This window comes from Halomonas sp. MCCC 1A11062 (assembly GCF_021404355.1).
Taxonomy (GTDB): Bacteria; Pseudomonadota; Gammaproteobacteria; order Pseudomonadales; family Halomonadaceae; genus Halomonas; species Halomonas aerodenitrificans.
In genome coordinates this window covers 72,251-87,457 of the sequence record NZ_JABFTW010000008.1, presented here as the reverse complement: position 1 = coordinate 87,457, position 15,207 = coordinate 72,251, and the positions used below count along the sequence as shown (strand labels likewise).

Here is a 15,207-nt window from a genome sequence, read left to right as displayed (position 1 = left end):
CGAAGAAAATCTCTAAAGTGTCAACAATCAAGTTCTCTTCGATGTCGGACAGATGCCCATGCCAGCCTACAAGAACGAATACCAACGCTCGATCGAACAGCCGCAATCCTTCTGGGCCGACCAAGCGAGCCGGATCCCTTGGTTCACGTCGCCCAAGACCGTCCTCGATTACGACGAGCAGGGGCACGCTCGCTGGTACACGGACGGCGAACTCAACCTGTGCCACGCCGCCCTGGATCATCATGTCGACCAGGGGCGAGGCGACCAGCCGGCCATCTATTGGGACTCGCCCGTCACCGGGGGGAAACGCACGCTGACCTACCGCGAGATGCGCGACGAGGTGGCACTGTTCGCCGGCGCGCTCAAGGGGCTCGGGGTGGAGAAGGGCGATCGCATCGTCATCTACATGCCGATGGTGCCGGAGGCGCTGGTGGCGATGTACGCCTGCGCGCGCTTGGGCGCCGTGCACTCGGTGGTATTCGGCGGTTTCGCCCCTCACGAGCTCGCCGTTCGCATCGACGACGCCAAGCCCAAGGTCGTTGTGGCGGCCTCCTGCGGCGTCGAAATCGACCGGGTCATTGCCTATCAGCCGAACATCGCTGCAGCGATCGAGCTGAGCGAGCACAAGCCCGATGCTTGCATCTACCTGCAGCGTCAGCATCAGTTGGCCGAACTCGGTCCGCGCGACCTCGATTGGGCCGAGCTGCTCGAGAACGCCGAGCCGGCCGACTGCGTGCCGGTGAAGGGGAGCGATCCTCTTTACGTTCTCTACACTTCCGGGACGACCGGCAAGCCCAAGGGCGTGGTACGCGACACGGCGGGATACGCCGTAGCACTGCATTACTCGATGGAAACCATCTACGACGTGGCCCCGGGCGACGTGTTCTTCTCGGCCTCGGACGTGGGCTGGGTAGTGGGCCACTCCTATATCGTCTATGCCCCGCTGCTGCGTGGCTGCACCACCGTGGTCTACGAAGGAAAGCCCGTCAAGACGCCTGATGCCGGCGCCTTCTGGCGGCTGATCAGCCAGTATCGGGTCAAGAGCTTCTTCACTGCGCCGACGGCCTTCCGCGCCATCAAGAAAGAGGACCCTGACGGCATCCTGCTGCAGCAGTACGATATCTCCTGCCTCAAGGCGCTCTATCTGGCGGGTGAGCGCCTCGATCCGCCGACGTTCCACTGGCTGGACGACCTGCTCGACGTGCCGGTCATCGACCACTGGTGGCAGACCGAGACCGGCTGGCCGATAGCAGCCAATCTGCAGGGGCTCGAACCGATGCCGACCAAGGCCGGCAGTGCCACCGTGCCGGTGCCCGGTTTCAACGTGCAGATCCTCAACCGGGAAGGGGAGCAGGCCGCGCCGATGGAACAGGGCAGCGTGGTCATCAAGCAGCCCATGCCGCCGGGCTGTCTGGTCGGCGTATGGGGCGATCCCCAGCGGTTCCACAGTGCCTACATGGCCGCCTTTCCCGGCTATTACCTGACCGGCGACGGCGGCTACTTCGACGAACAGGGTTATCTCTTCATCATGGGCCGCACCGACGACGTCATCAACGTGGCCGGACACAGGCTCTCCACCGGCGAGATGGAAGAGGTGGTCGGCGCCCACCGGGCCGTGGCCGAATGCGCAGTGATCGGCATTCACGATGCCCTGAAGGGGCAGATACCGGTCGGCCTGGTCATCCCCAAGGACGGTTTCGATGGCGACGAGGTCACCCTGGAAAACGAGCTGATCGCGCTGGTGCGGGAGAAGATCGGCCCGATCGCCTGCTTCAAGCAGGTGCTGGTGGTCAACCGCCTGCCCAAGACCCGCTCGGGCAAGATCCTGCGCAAACTGCTGCGCAACATCGCCGACGGCAAGGAGTACGGCGTTCCCTCGACCATCGACGACCCGGCAAGCCTGCAGGACGTGCACGAAGCCATGAAGGCGCGTGACGTGGGTTCGGCGCACGAGGCACGCCAGGTCTGATCCTCGAGCGCTGAGCCGCCACCCGGCGGCTCAGCGCTCCATCCTCGCTTCGTCTTCTCCTGTCTGCGGACGGGCATTGGCCAGTGCCAGCGGGCCACGTATAATCCCTGCCTCATTCCGGCACCCGACGATACGGGCGCCGGCGAGGGTTCCCTCACCCCTCGTCATCGACTTGGCCGCCGTGGCGGCCGTCAAAAAAGGATTCACTCATGTTCGTCTTGTCCGAAGCGCAGCAGCGACGCTGCCTACTGCTGCTGGTGTCGTTTCACATCCTGGTCATTGCCGCCAGCAATTATCTCGTCCAGCTGCCGTTCACGCTGTTCGGTTTCCATACCACCTGGGGGGCGTTCAGCTTTCCTTTCATCTTTCTCGCCACCGACCTCACCGTGAGGCTGTTCGGCAAGGAGCCGGCCCGCGCCATCATCATGCGCGTGATGCTGCCTGCGCTGCTGATCTCCTACGTCGTCTCGGTCGTCTTCCCCCGTGGCAGCTTCGCCGGCCTGGAAGCGCTGGGCGAGTGGAACCTCTTCGTGGCGCGCATCGCCTTGGCAAGCTTTGCCGCCTACGTGCTCGGCCAACTGCTCGATGTACAGGTCTTCGATCGCTTGCGCAGCCTGCGAGCCTGGTGGGTCGCCCCGGCCGTTTCCACCGTGCTGGGCAATCTCGCCGATACCGCCGCGTTCTTTGCCATGGCCTTCTATCGCAGCCCTGATCCCTTCATGGCAGCCAACTGGGTCGAGATCGCCACCGTGGACTATGTCATCAAGCTGGGCATCAGCCTGTTGTTCTTCCTGCCGCTCTATGGCGTGTTGCTGAGCTCGCTGAGCCGCAGGCTGGTGCAAATCACCGGGCAGCAGGATCTGGCACCGCAGCGGCTCTGAACGATGCTCAGACCAAAATGCCCGGGCCCACACGCTCATGTAAGGGAGGAAGGATGACCGTCGAACTCAATTTCCAGGATAGCGGTGGAGAGGGTACCCCGCTCATCGTCGTCCATGGCCTGCTGGGCAGCGCCGACAACTGGCGCTCCCACGTCAAGCAGTGGCAGGAGCAGCGCCGGGTAATCGCGGTCGACCTGCGCAATCACGGTCGCTCGCCCCACGCCGATGGCATGAGCTATGGCGAAATGGCCGAGGATCTGCTGGCCCTGATGGATCGCCTGGGAATCGACCGGGCACATCTGCTGGGGCATTCCATGGGTGGCAAGGTGGTCATCAGTCTGGCCCGCATGACGCCACAGCGAGTGGCGTCGCTGATCGTGGCCGACATCGCACCGCAGAAGTACGGCCATGGCCACGACGCGGTCTTTGCCGGCCTGCGCAATCTGCAGCGCGGCAGGCCGGAAAACCGACGCGAGGCGGATGCACTACTGGCCGAACATGTCGAAGAACGTGGCACGCGCCTGTTTCTCGCCACCAACCTGGAGCGCGATGCCGAGGGCATGCTGGCATTGCGCGTGGGGCTCGACCAGATCGAGACAGGCTACGAGGAGATCATGCAGGCGCCTGCCGGTGAGGGCGCTTTCGATGGGCCGGTGCTGGTGCTGCGTGGTGGCCGTTCGCACTATGTCCCGGATTCGGCGCTGCCGGCGCTGCGTGAGGTATTGCCGACGGCCGAAGTGGTGACCCTGCAGGACGCCGGCCACTGGTTGCATGCCGAGCAGCCCGAAGCCTTTCAGGCCAAGGTCAACGCTTTTCTCTCAGCCTTGTCAGCCTGATTTCCACATACGCATCGGCTAGGGAGTGGCCGTACCCAGGTCTATCGCGAGCCGCTCCAGGGGTGTTGGCACCTCGATGATGCCGGCCTCCAGCAGGTACTGCTCGAGGCGCAGATAGCGCCCCTTGTCCACGGCCGCCGGTTGCAGCGAGAAGCGCGGGGCGATGCCGGCCCAGGCTTCCCGATTGATCGGGTCGGCCAGGGCGGGTTCGGCCTTTTCCAGTAACTCCCACGCCTCCCGGGGATGGTTGACGATCCACAGCGCCGCTTCCTCCAGTGCCGAGACGAAGCGGCGCAGTGCATCGCGCTTGCCATTGAGCTGATCGCGGTTGGCCATCAGGATCAAGCCATCATGCAGCGGCAGGCCGAACTCCTCGATCGGCAGGGTGTGGGTAAATATGCCTTCGTCGGCCAGTTGGCGCGGCAGCAGATAGCGATGATGCATCATCATGCCGTCGACGTCCTGGGCGCGCATGGCATCGAGCATCGCGTAGTTGGTGTCCTTCAACTCCACCAGATCCAATCCGTTGACCGTTCCCAGCAGTTCGCTCAGCACGCTCTGCAGCATGGCATCGCGACCATCGGCATCGGTATAGCCGATGCGCATGCCTTCCACGGCCAAGTCCTGTTTCTCCGAATCGGCATTGGCACGCAGCATCAGCCCCGAGACGGGGGCCGCTATCAGGGTGGCGATACGCACCAGCGGCATGCCGCTATCGACCAGCAGATGCAGTTGGGTCTGGCGCCCCAACGCAAGGTCGGTTCGTCCTGCAGCCAACAGCTTGGCGGGTACGTTGGGATCGGCCGGCACCACCAGCGCCACGTCCAGTCCGCGACGCAGGAACATACCCTTTTCACGTGCTATCAGCAGGGTGGCGTGCTGGGGATTGAGGTACCAGTCCAGCGTCACGCTCAGTTGGGTGGTGGGTGGCGGTACAATCGGATCGGCCGGGGCAGTGACCACCGTTGGCACGTCCGGCGCGGGCTCGCTCGAGCTTTCCTCGTGCTCGTCGAGCGCGCCCGGTGCCTCTGGCAGAAGGTGCCCGATGACCCCGGTCCCCTCGACGACGGGGGGCGCCTCGACCAGCGGCACGGCGCCATCCGGCGCCATGGCCTCGCTGATGACCAGGGTGGGAAATACCGTGACCTCAGTGTCGAGTTCGAGTTCGACTTCCAGCGGCGGCGCGGGCAGGGGCTCCGCCTCTTCCGCAGCCGGCTCGGCCTGCAGCAACAGCGGCAGCAACAGCAGGGCAGTCGTCAACGCCACTGCCAGGATGCGAATCATGGTGCTGCGATCAGGCTTGGCCATGGCGCTCCAAAGCATGTGTAATCTTCAGTAAGCGACCAGTTTATCGTTGTCATGACAGGCATGGCTAGCTGAGACCGCCCTGCGAGAGTATGGGCGGCATGGCATAATGGAGCCATTCCGGCTCGAGGTCATGCATGGACACCATCAATACGCTGTTTCTGTTATCCGGCTTTCTCATCGCTTTGAGCGTCGTGGCCAGCCGTATCTCTTCGATGGTGGGCTTGCCGCTGCTGCTGATCTTCCTCGGGCTGGGTATGCTGGCTGGCGAAGACGGTATTCTGGGAATTCAGTTCGACGATTATTCATTGGCTTTCCTGATCGGTCACCTCGCGCTGGCCATGATCCTTCTCGATGGCGGGCTGCGCACCCGCCTCAAGACGTTCCGTGTCGGTTTTCGACCGGCGCTCTCCCTCGCCACGCTCGGCGTTTTCGTTACCAGCGCCATCGTCGGCCTGTTCGCCATGTGGATCTTCGACCTGACGCTCGTCCAGGGCCTACTGGTCGGCGCCATCGTCGGTTCCACCGATGCCGCGGCGGTTTTCTCGATGCTCAGCGGTCGCGGCGTGCATCTCAATGAGCGCGTCAGCGCAACGCTCGAGATCGAGTCCGGCACCAACGATCCCATGGCCATCTTCCTGACCGTGCTGCTCGTCGAACTACTGGTAGGCGACATCCGCGGGCTGGGTTCGACGGCAACGTTCATGGCGCTGCAGTTCGGCCTGGCCCTGGTGATCGGGGTGGGCGGCGGCTGGCTGAGCGCCAAACTGCTGCGCTGGCTGGATCTCGCCCCTGGGCTCTACTCACTGCTGGCACTGGGGCTTGGGTTCTGCGTTTTCGGTGCCACCAGCTTCCTCGGCGGCAGCGGCTTCCTGGCGATCTATCTCACCGGGTTGATGATCGGCAACCAGCCGGGGCGCCATCTCAACTTCATTCTGCCCGTGCATGATGGCCTGGCCTGGTTGAGCCAGATCGGGCTGTTCCTGATCCTGGGTCTGTTGGTCAGCCCATCGGGGCTGCTCGAGTTCGCCTTGCCGGCTGCCCTGGTGGCGCTGGTGCTGATCTTCATCGCCCGCCCGCTGGCGGTATTGGTGACGGTCAAGCCGTTCTTTCGCTTCCGCTGGCGGGAAATCGGCTTCATCTCCTGGGTCGGCCTGAGAGGAGCGGTCCCCATCGTATTGGCCATTTTCCCGGTGATCGGCGGGGTGGAGAATTCCGCGCTCTATTTCAACGTCGCCTTTGCCGTGGTTCTGCTCTCGCTGCTGATTCAGGGCGGCACGCTACCCCTGATGGCACGCTGGACCAAGGTGGAGGTGCCCGTTGGCGTGACCCCCAACAATCGCGGCCCGCTCGGTATCCTGCCGGAAAACGATTACGAGATGTTCGTCTACAAGGTGGACAATCAGGATCTCGACGACGTCCCCATTCGCCTGTTGCGCTTTCCCTCGGGCGCGGTGATTTCCGCACTGTTTCGCCAACACGCCATGCTGCACCCCAAGGGCAGCACGCGCCTGAAGCTTGGCGACGTGATTTGCGTCATCGGGCGCAGCGAGGATCTGCCGGCGCTCAACCGGCTGTTCAGCGGCGATGCCAAGTTGAAGCGGGAGCGTGCCTTCTTCGGCACTTTCACCTTCGATGGCGATGCCTTGATGCGGGATATCGCCAGCGTTTACGGCCTGACCCTGAGCCCCGGAGAGAGTGAGATGACCTTGGCCGAGTTCGTGTCCTTGCGGGTGGGCGGCCATCCCGTCGTGGGTGACGACGTCGACTGGCACGGCATTCACTGGGTGGTCAGCGAGATGGACGGCAATCGGGTAACCCGGGTCGGCTTGCGCCTCTATTGACCCCCAAGCCATGACCGCTTCGCTTGCAGCACTGGAAGGCGGCTTCTATCTTCTCGTAACCACAATCGGCATCGACAAGGAGACGTCACATGCTCAAATTTCTGGCAAGTACCGCCGGGATCATCTTTCTCATTGGCCTGCTGGTGGTCATCGGCCTGCTGATGCTCATCTTCTGACACTCATTTCTCTATGACAGCGACAGATACGAGACGGGGCAGCCAAGCTGCCCCGTCTTGCGTCTTACCAGCGACTACTCAGCCGATGGCAAAGCTGGCCGCATTGAGCCATAGGTGAACCGCGATGCTGGCCACATAGCCCAACAGGATCACCGGCGCCCAGCGCAAGTGGCCCATGAAGGTATAGTTGCCACGCGCCTGGCCCATGAGTGCGACACCCGCAGCGGAGCCGATCGACAGCACGCTGCCACCCACACCGGCCGTCAGGGTGATCAGCAGCCACTGCCCATGGGACATGTCAGGCTGCATGGTCAACACGGCGAACATCACGGGAATGTTGTCGACCACCGCCGAGACCAGCCCCAGCACGATGTTGGCCCAGGTCGGGTTCCAGCCCAGGTAGAGCGCCTCGGAAAGCAGGCCCAGATAACCCATGAAGCCCAGGCCGCCCACGCACATCACGACGCCGTAGAAGAACAGCAGAGTATCCCACTCGGCCCGTGCCACGCGATTGAACACGTCGAAGGGCACCACGCTGCCCAACTGCGCCAATTTGCGCTCATCGCCACGGGCGGTGTAGCGAGCACGCTTGCGCTCCAGCGAGCGCGGCAGGCTGCGGCGCAGGTAATAGCCGAAGAACTGCAGGTATCCAAGGCCCGTCATCATGCCCAGCACGGGCGGCAAGTGGAGCAGGGTGTGACAGGCGACCGCCGTGGCCACGGTGAGCAGGAACAGGGCGATGATGCGGCGCGCACCGCGCTTGAGCCAGACGTCCTCGTACACGCCTTCCGGTTTGCGGTTGTTGATGAAGAAGCTCATCACCACCGCGGGAATGAGGAAATTGACGATGGAAGGAATCAGCAGCGTGAAGAACTCATAGAACTGCACGATGCCGGCCTGCCATACCATCAGCGTGGTGATGTCGCCGAACGGGCTGAATGCACCACCGGCGTTGGCGGCCACCACGATGTTGATGCAGCACAGGTTGATGAAGCGCTTGTCACCCTCGGCCACTTTGGTCACCACCGCACACATCAGCATGGCCGTGGTCAGGTTGTCGGCGATAGGCGAGATCATGAAGGCCAGCACGCCCGTCAGCCAGAAGAGCTGCCGGTAGCTGAAGCCCTTGCGTACCATCCATGAGCGTAGGGCATCGAAAACGCGGCGCTCGTCCATGGCGTTGATGTAGGTCATCGCCACCAGCAGGAAGAGCATGAGCTCGGTGAACTCGAGCAGGGTTTCGCGGAAGGCGTGCTCGGCCTGGTCGGGCATGCCGGCCTGCACGTAGACCCAGCCGATCATCGTCCAGATCAAGCCGGCGGCAACCAGCACCGGCTTCGACTTGCGCATGTGCAGCTTCTCTTCGGCCATGACCAGGGAGTAGGCCAGCACGAAGATCAGGACTGCCAGGAAACCGACCATCGAGCCGGTCATCGGGATACTCCCGGTGACGGCAAGCGCGGCCGGGCTGAAGGACATAGCGAGAAGAGCGAGCATAGCGATGCCTGACCACCGGGAGAGGCCCCGGAGTCTGGCGAGGGAACAAAAGCCGATAGGCATGGATTGAGTTCCTGGATGGAGTAGTAGGGGAGGGATGAAAAACGCCATTATTCTAACACCTCATATTGCACCGCAATAGAGGTGGCGAGCGTCCGAATTCGGCTTCGCCAGCACATCGAACTGGTGGCTGGGCGAAGATAGGCGGCATGCAGTGAGCATGTCGCCTATCTGCTTGATGTTGGGCGGGATGGCGGGCAAACGAAAAAAGCGCCCGCAGGCGCTTGATTCTAAAGACTAGGTGGCGGAGGGACAGGGATTCGAACCCTGGAAAGGCTTTCACCTTTGCCGGTTTTCAAGACCGGTGCATTCAACCGCTCTGCCATCCCTCCGGCTCACGGGGGCGAATATTACCAGTTATGCTCATAAGGTCAAGAGCATCGCTGCGTTACCGCCGAGGAGTCGTCATGTCAGCCCCGCGCGAAACACAAACTGGCCCCATCGTCGCCGTCGCAGCGGCGGCGATCGAGCAGGGCAGGGTATTGGTAGTGCGACGCACCAAGCCGCCCAACGCCAATCGGCTGGCACTGCCGGGCGGCCGCGTGGAACCGGGTGAGTCGCTGTTCGAGGCTGCCGTGCGCGAACTGCGCGAGGAAACCGGGGTCGAGGCCGAGGCGGAGCGTGTTATGACAGCCGTCGAGGAGATCCAGCATGATGCCCAGAGACGCTTGCTGTACCACTACGTGATCGTCGTGGTGAGCTGCCGGTGGCTCGGCGGAGAGGCGGTCGCCGGCGACGATGCCAGTGAAATTCGCTGGCTCGACCGCAGGCAGATAGCGCAAGAACCGGAGCTGTGCGAAAACACCCGGTGGGTGGCCGCTGCGCTGTATGAAGAACTATACTCGCGATGAAGATGCGTTGAGCGTTGTAGAACTAAGGACTTGCGTCGGGAACCAACCGACGGCATCCTTGGTCCACTGCTGAGATCAACCAAGATCAACTACAGGGAGCTCTCGATCAATGGCCTATCACGACACACATGTGGCCCAGCACTCGTCCCAGGCCGTCAGCGCCAACAAGGTTCTTCGCAACACCTACGCGCTGCTGGCGATGACTCTGCTGTTCTCCGCCGTCACAGCGGGTGCCGCTATGGCCATGGGCGTCGAGCGGATGAACATCTTCGTGTTCTTCATCGGCGCATACGGCTTGATGTTCCTGGTCCACAAGACCGCCAACTCGGCTACCGGCCTGCTGGCCACCTTCGCCTTCACCGGCTTCATGGGCTTTACCCTCGGCCCGATTCTCAGTGCCTACCTGGCCCTGCCCAACGGCGCCGCGCTGATCATGAACGCACTGGCCATGACCGGTCTGACCTTCATCGGTCTCTCCGCCGTGGCACTGGTTTCCAAGAAGGACTTCAGCTTCCTGGCCAACTTCCTGATGGCAGGCGCCATCGTGCTGATCCTGGCCATGGTCGCAGGCCTGATCTTCCAGATCCCCACCCTGATGCTGATGGTATCTGCCGGCTTCGTGCTGTTCGCCTCGGCCGCCATCCTCTATCAGACCAGCGAGATCGTGCACCGCGCCGGCGAGACCAACTACATCCTCGCCACCATCACGCTGTACGTCTCGATCTACAACCTCTTCGTCAGCCTGCTGGCGCTGCTCGGCATCATGAGCAACGACTGATCGCCGATCACGAGGGTATCGCCGGGCCCCGCTGATGCGGGGCCTGCGCGTTTGAGCAGACAGGTACCGCCATGCGCTACGCTCTACTCGTCCAGGGAGCGCCCTACAGCAGCCAGGCGTCCCATTCCGCGCTGCGCTTTGCCTCGGCGCTGCTGACCCGCGGCCACCGCCTGGAGTGCGTCTTCTTCTATCATGAAGGGGTATACAACGCCGCCCGCCTGGCCGCACCGCCTCAGGACGAACCGCACCTCTACGATGCCTGGTGCGCACTCAATGCCGAACATGGCACGCAGTTGCAGGTGTGCATTGCCGCCGCCCTGCGCCGCGGCATGCTCGACGAGCGCGAGGCCAACCGCCATGGCAAGCACGGCCATAGCGTCGAGCCCCCCTTCGAACTGACGGGGCTCGGTCAGTTGATCGACCTGGGGCAGAGCGTCGACCGCCTGGTGACCTTCGCCCCCTGAGGAGAACGAACGGATGTCGTCACACGCCCCTGCCACCGGAGACCTGCTGGTCATCCTGCGCCACGCACCACATGGCAGCAGCTGGCTGCGCGAAGGTCTGGATGCGGCCTTGGTGGCCGCGGCTTTCGGTCAGTCGGTGACGCTACTGTTCCAGAGCGATGGCGTACTGGCCCTGGCCCGTGGCCAGCAGACCGGACCGCTGGGCCAGAAGAGCACTGCGCCCACCCTGGACATGCTGGCCATGTACGACATCGAGTCGCTGTACTTCGTCGAGGATGCCCTGGCGAGCTTCGGCCTGACCCAGCAGGATCTGCAACTCCCGGCCTCGGGAATCCCCGCCGCAGTGATTCCCGAGCTACTTGCCGGCCACAAGCAGATCCTGACTTTCTGATAGGCTTCGATGCCACTGTGAGGCTTCATGATCCTGCATATTCTCAACCGACCGCCCAGTTCGAGCCTGGTGTATCGCGAAACGCTCGCCGCCATGAGCGACACGGACCGCCTGCTGCTGGTCGAAGATGGCGTGCTGGGTGCACTGACGTCCCAGGTACGTCATTTCCAACAGGTTGAGGGGCGTCTGTTCGCGCTGCGCGAGGACCTGCACGCACGCGGGCTCGAGGGCCAGTGCGACGCCGTCGTTCAGGTCGTCGATGTGGATGGCTTCGTCACCCTGACCGAAGAAGCCGACAAGACGGTGAGCTGGTTCTGATGGCTTCCACCGAAGTTGCACGCTACCTGAACGTCGGCGACAGACGCATCGCCCTGGACCCGGAAGGCTACCTCGTCGAGCTCAGCGACTGGACGCCGGCCGTGGCCGAGGCCCTGGCCGCCGAGGAGGGACGCGATCTCGGCGAGGAGCACTGGGAGGTGATCGAGGTGATCCGAGATTTCTATGCCCGCTATCAGGCCTCACCGGCCATGCGCCCGCTGGTCAAGGCGGTGGGCCTGGCTCTGGGGCCGGAGAAGGGTCGCTCGCTGCACCTGATGCGCCTGTTCCCCGACAGCCCCGCCAAGGTAACGGCTCGCCTTGCCGGGCTGCCGAAACCTGCCAACTGCCTCTGACGGCCCACATGAACTTCCTGGCCCACGCCTGGCTTGCCCGCGGCGGCAGCGATGAGTTTCTCTACGGTAATCTGATCGCCGATGGGGTCAAGGGCAGCGACCTTTCCGGCTGGCCTGCCGAGGTGGCGCTGGGGATTCGCCATCATCGCCGGGTCGATGCCTTCGTCGATGCTCACCCGATCGTACTGTCGGCGCGCAGGCGCGCGCCTGCCGAGTATCGGCGCTATGCCGGCATCGCGCTGGACCTGCTATGGGATCATTTCGTGGCCCGTGAACTCGAGCTCGAGACTCAGGAGTCGCGTCTGGTGCTGCGCAGCTATCGGGTGCTGAGTCACCGTCCCGCACCGACACGCCTGGAGCGGATGATACCGGCCCTGGTCGCCCAGGACTGGCTGCACCGCTACGCCGATTTCAGCTTCACCTGCGATGCGGTGCGGGGGATCGGCAACCGCCTGTCGGGCCCCAATCGGCTGGCTGCCCTGGTGCCCTGGCTCGAGACGGACTACGGCAACCTGCAGCGCGACTTCGACCGGCTGTGGCCGGCGGTCACCGAGGCCCTCGAGGTTCCTGCCCACTGATTCGGCTCATACGGGTCGACTCCGCCATTTTCAGCTCGCAGGCTCGCGCCAGCAGATGAACCAGGATGATCGCGGCGCAGATCGGCACTGCCATTGCTACCCAGGACATCGGAAACCCGAGCGTATCTGCGCTGAGCCGGGCCTGTCGTGCAATGAATCCGCGTGTCGTATCCATCCCCGGGCCGAAGATGCTGAAATAGATGATCGGCACCAGAAAAATAAGCACTGCCGTGCCGCGCACGAGTGCCGTGAGCTGCCACCAAGGGCTCCCCTTGTCGTGACAGGGATCCTTGAAGAGTGCCGGATCGTCTTTCGACTTGAAGGAGAGAGTGGCACCAAGCAGCCCACTCCAGACCATCATGTAGCGGGCCATTTCTTCAGTCCAGGATGGTGGTGCGCTGAAGGCATAACGCGCAATGACTTGTATGGCCACGAACACCAGCATGGCCGTCAGACACAGCACCGCCAGGCGCCGTGTCAGCCAGTCCAGCCAGTCACTGAAAATGACGATTGAGCGATACATATTCGGCACACCCTGTCAGGAACACGACGATTACCCAGCCCCGGTGCCAGTTTGAGCCTGGTACCGGGGAGCCTACCCGCTGAAATCAGCGGGTACGTTGGGCCAGCTCCGACCAGGTTTCCACCTGCTCCGCTGTCAGCGTCGTGTCATGATAGACAGGCTGTGACAGTTCACGGAATCTCTCTCTCGCCGCATCCGACAACACCATGACCTCTACGCCGGCAGCTTCCAGTTCCGCCAGCGCTTTGGGCGTGACCTCCTCCAGCCAGTCGCGGTTGGCCTGGTTGGCAACCTCGACGGACTCATCGACGATGCCTCTCTCCTCATCGCTCAGGCCCCGGTACCAGTCATCCGACACCAGGACGGCGCGCAACGCATTCATGACATTGGCATCGGTGTAATAGCGCACGATGTCAGTTTGGCCAAACATGATGGGTACGAGCGGCGTATTGATGTAGCCGTCGACGATTCCTGTCTGCAGGGCAGCCGGGACCTCCCCCCAGGAGACGATGGTGCCATTGGACCCCCAGGCCCTGTAGAGGGCGATCTGAGCATCGTCGAGGGCGCGCATCCTCAGACCGGACATGTCATCGGGCGTGGTGACGGCCTTGCGTGTCGTGATAATGCCCGAGGGCGGCCCGAGCGGCACGATCGCCAGCAATCGAACGCTGGCATGGGCAATGTCGTCATTGATGCGATTCAACACCTCGCCTTCGACCAAGGCCCGGTCCATATGGGCCACGCCATCGAACAGATAAGGCAGTCGCACGCCGAAGATGAAGGGGTCGATTCGCGCGACGGAATTCACATCCGACAGCGATACTTCCAACAGCCCCATTGCGATCTGATCGAGCTTTTCCGCCTCACCTCCGACGGCGTCACGTGGCAACTCCCTGGCCCTCAGGCCCCGTTGATTGAGCGCTTCGGTAAAATGGTGCGCCCACACATAGGAGCCTGACTTCTCTAGGTCCGGCGGGCTGTCGAGGGCAACCTTGATCTCACTGCTCCAGGCTGCCGTGGTCAGAGCAAGCAGGGCACCGGCCAAAGCCAGCTTTTGCAACAGTTTCATGGCATGTCTCCTCTTGTGGTTATTATGGTCAATCCACTTTGAAGCCGAATATCCGAGGCAGTGACAGACTGATCTCAGGAAAGAATGCAATCATCAACAGGGTGACGATCTGCACGGCGATGAACGGCAGGGTTGCCAGGGCAAGCCGCCAATAGTCGAGTTTGGCGATAGCCGCCACCACGATGAGGCACTTGCCCAGGGGCGGCGTTATCAAGCCGATGCAGAGGTTGAAACACACCACGATGCCCAGGTGTACCGGACTTATCCCCTGAAGCAGGGCCGTAGGTGCGAGCAGTGGCACCAGAAGGGTGAGCGCCACCGGGGTGTCCATGAACATCCCGGCAATCAACAGCACCCCGATCAGCAGGATGAGATAGCGAGTCCCGGTGAGTCCCGCCGACTCCACCCATCCCGACAGCAACTGCGGCCAGCCGAGCAGCCCTGCCAGATAGCTCAGTACCGCAATGGCACACAGAATGATGAATATCGCGCCCGTCAAACGGGCCGTTGCCTCTGCCGCTTCATAGAAGAGCTTGGGCGTCATGGCGCCCAGCAGCCTGCCGACAAGAATGGCAGCCACGACTGCCAGTGCGGCACCCTCGGTCGGCGTGGTCAGGCCGAAAACGATGCTGCCCAGGATGATGACCGGGATGGCCAGGGCAGGGGCGGCCTTCAGGAAGCTGGCTCGAAGAGGCGGTACTTCGATGGTGTCTCCACCAGGGTGATTCTCTCGGCGAGCAAGCCAGCCGTTCATGCCGAACAGCATGCAGGCCAGCAGCAGACCGGGAAGGATGCCGGCAACGAATAGCGCTGCCACCGAAGTGCCGGTCAACCCGCCATAAATGATCATGATGATGCTGGGTGGAATGATCGGTCCGATCATGGAGGAGGCCGCCGTGATGGCGCCGGCGTAATAGGGCGAGTAGCCACGCTCCCGCATGGCAGGGATCAAGGTATTCGACACCGCCGCTGCATCGGCCACGGCGGAGCCCGATATACCCGAGAAAAAGAGACTGGTCATGATGTTGACGTGTCCCAGCCCACCCTTGAGACGTCCCAGCAGGGCCATCGCCAGATCGATCAAGGCTCGCGTTACCCCGGTGCGGTTCATCAGCTCGCCAGTGAGGATGAACAGCGGCATTGCCATGAAGGCGAATACATCCAACTGGGAGAAGATACGTTGGGGAACGATGGCCAGATACTGGGGATAGCCCGCCGCAATGAAAGCAAGGATCGCGGTTGCCCCCATCAGATAGGCAAACGCTGTCCCGGTGGTGAGGAATACCATAAAGGCTGCAATGACGTAGGCCATGA

At 62.7% G+C, this 15,207-nt stretch carries 17 protein-coding genes and 1 tRNA gene; 12 read left to right on the top strand and 6 right to left on the bottom strand.

What is annotated here, in order from left to right:
* Nucleotides 1-58 precede the first annotated feature (58 nt).
* From HOP58_RS10760 to HOP58_RS10750, 3 genes are all read left to right on the top strand, one after another.
* A complete protein-coding gene (locus tag HOP58_RS10760; RefSeq protein ID WP_234260272.1) occupies nt 59-1,969 on the top strand; it encodes a propionyl-CoA synthetase in 1,911 nt (636 codons plus the stop codon).
* Between the two features lie 209 nt (nt 1,970-2,178).
* The gene (locus HOP58_RS10755) at nt 2,179-2,850 is read left to right on the top strand and encodes a 7-cyano-7-deazaguanine/7-aminomethyl-7-deazaguanine transporter (RefSeq protein WP_010628548.1); all 672 of its coding nucleotides are present in this window, start codon (nt 2,179-2,181) and stop codon (nt 2,848-2,850) included.
* A gap of 53 nt (nt 2,851-2,903) precedes the next feature.
* Complete coding sequence (locus tag HOP58_RS10750) at nt 2,904-3,686, top strand: alpha/beta fold hydrolase (protein ID WP_234254008.1); 783 nt, start codon at nt 2,904-2,906, stop codon at nt 3,684-3,686.
* A gap of 18 nt (nt 3,687-3,704) precedes the next feature.
* Here HOP58_RS10750 and HOP58_RS10745 read toward each other — a convergent pair whose 3' ends face one another.
* A complete protein-coding gene (locus HOP58_RS10745) occupies nt 3,705-4,994 on the bottom strand; it encodes an ABC transporter substrate-binding protein (protein WP_234260271.1) in 1,290 nt (429 codons plus the stop codon).
* Nucleotides 4,995-5,128: 134 nt separating this feature from the next.
* Between HOP58_RS10745 and HOP58_RS10740 the strand changes: the two genes are divergently transcribed.
* Together HOP58_RS10740 and HOP58_RS10735 are read left to right on the top strand one after the other, a co-directional pair.
* The gene (locus tag HOP58_RS10740) at nt 5,129-6,835 is read left to right on the top strand and encodes a potassium/proton antiporter (protein ID WP_010628551.1); all 1,707 of its coding nucleotides are present in this window, start codon (nt 5,129-5,131) and stop codon (nt 6,833-6,835) included.
* Nucleotides 6,836-6,845: 10 nt separating this feature from the next.
* The gene (locus tag HOP58_RS10735) at nt 6,846-7,028 is read left to right on the top strand and encodes a hypothetical protein (protein WP_141638609.1); all 183 of its coding nucleotides are present in this window, start codon (nt 6,846-6,848) and stop codon (nt 7,026-7,028) included.
* Between the two features lie 61 nt (nt 7,029-7,089).
* On the opposite strand, the gene nhaD is transcribed toward HOP58_RS10735, so the two are convergent.
* Together nhaD and HOP58_RS10725 are read right to left on the bottom strand one after the other, a co-directional pair.
* A complete protein-coding gene (gene nhaD, locus HOP58_RS10730) occupies nt 7,090-8,508 on the bottom strand; it encodes a sodium:proton antiporter NhaD (RefSeq protein ID WP_234260270.1) in 1,419 nt (472 codons plus the stop codon).
* 302 nt (nt 8,509-8,810) lie between these two features.
* Nucleotides 8,811-8,900 (bottom strand) — tRNA-Ser (locus tag HOP58_RS10725).
* Nucleotides 8,901-8,975: 75 nt separating this feature from the next.
* On the opposite strand from HOP58_RS10725, the gene HOP58_RS10720 reads away from it, so the two are divergent.
* From HOP58_RS10720 to HOP58_RS10690, 7 genes are all read left to right on the top strand, one after another.
* Nucleotides 8,976-9,419, top strand: a complete 444-nt coding sequence (locus tag HOP58_RS10720) for an NUDIX hydrolase (protein ID WP_234260269.1) — start codon at nt 8,976-8,978, stop codon at nt 9,417-9,419.
* Nucleotides 9,420-9,528: 109 nt separating this feature from the next.
* Nucleotides 9,529-10,197 (top strand): Bax inhibitor-1/YccA family protein, encoded by a 669-nt coding sequence (locus HOP58_RS10715; protein ID WP_010628554.1) that lies wholly within the window; start codon nt 9,529-9,531, stop codon nt 10,195-10,197.
* 71 nt (nt 10,198-10,268) lie between these two features.
* Complete coding sequence (gene tusD, locus HOP58_RS10710) at nt 10,269-10,661, top strand: sulfurtransferase complex subunit TusD (protein ID WP_010628555.1); 393 nt, start codon at nt 10,269-10,271, stop codon at nt 10,659-10,661.
* 13 nt (nt 10,662-10,674) lie between these two features.
* Nucleotides 10,675-11,052 (top strand): sulfurtransferase complex subunit TusC, encoded by a 378-nt coding sequence (gene tusC / locus HOP58_RS10705; protein ID WP_234260268.1) that lies wholly within the window; start codon nt 10,675-10,677, stop codon nt 11,050-11,052.
* 27 nt (nt 11,053-11,079) lie between these two features.
* Nucleotides 11,080-11,370, top strand: coding sequence for a sulfurtransferase complex subunit TusB (tusB, locus tag HOP58_RS10700; RefSeq protein WP_010628557.1), 291 nt, complete (start codon nt 11,080-11,082; stop codon nt 11,368-11,370).
* Nucleotides 11,370-11,723, top strand: coding sequence for a TusE/DsrC/DsvC family sulfur relay protein (locus tag HOP58_RS10695; RefSeq protein ID WP_010628558.1), 354 nt, complete (start codon nt 11,370-11,372; stop codon nt 11,721-11,723). Before tusB ends, HOP58_RS10695 begins: the two co-directional genes overlap by 1 nt.
* Nucleotides 11,724-11,731: 8 nt before the next feature.
* A complete protein-coding gene (locus tag HOP58_RS10690) occupies nt 11,732-12,301 on the top strand; it encodes an ACP phosphodiesterase (protein ID WP_234254013.1) in 570 nt (189 codons plus the stop codon).
* Here the strand turns inward: HOP58_RS10690 and HOP58_RS10685 are convergent.
* The 3 genes from HOP58_RS10685 to HOP58_RS10675 form a co-directional block, all read right to left on the bottom strand.
* Complete coding sequence (locus tag HOP58_RS10685; RefSeq protein ID WP_234254014.1) at nt 12,270-12,824, bottom strand: TRAP transporter small permease subunit; 555 nt, start codon at nt 12,822-12,824, stop codon at nt 12,270-12,272. The genes HOP58_RS10690 and HOP58_RS10685 overlap by 32 nt on opposite strands.
* 85 nt (nt 12,825-12,909) lie before the next feature.
* Nucleotides 12,910-13,893: a TRAP transporter substrate-binding protein gene (locus HOP58_RS10680; RefSeq protein WP_234260267.1), complete on the bottom strand. Its 984-nt coding sequence runs from the start codon at nt 13,891-13,893 to the stop codon at nt 12,910-12,912.
* A 28-nt stretch (nt 13,894-13,921) separates the two neighbouring features.
* Complete coding sequence (locus tag HOP58_RS10675) at nt 13,922-15,205, bottom strand: TRAP transporter large permease (protein WP_010628562.1); 1,284 nt, start codon at nt 15,203-15,205, stop codon at nt 13,922-13,924.
* Nucleotides 15,206-15,207 lie beyond the last annotated feature (2 nt).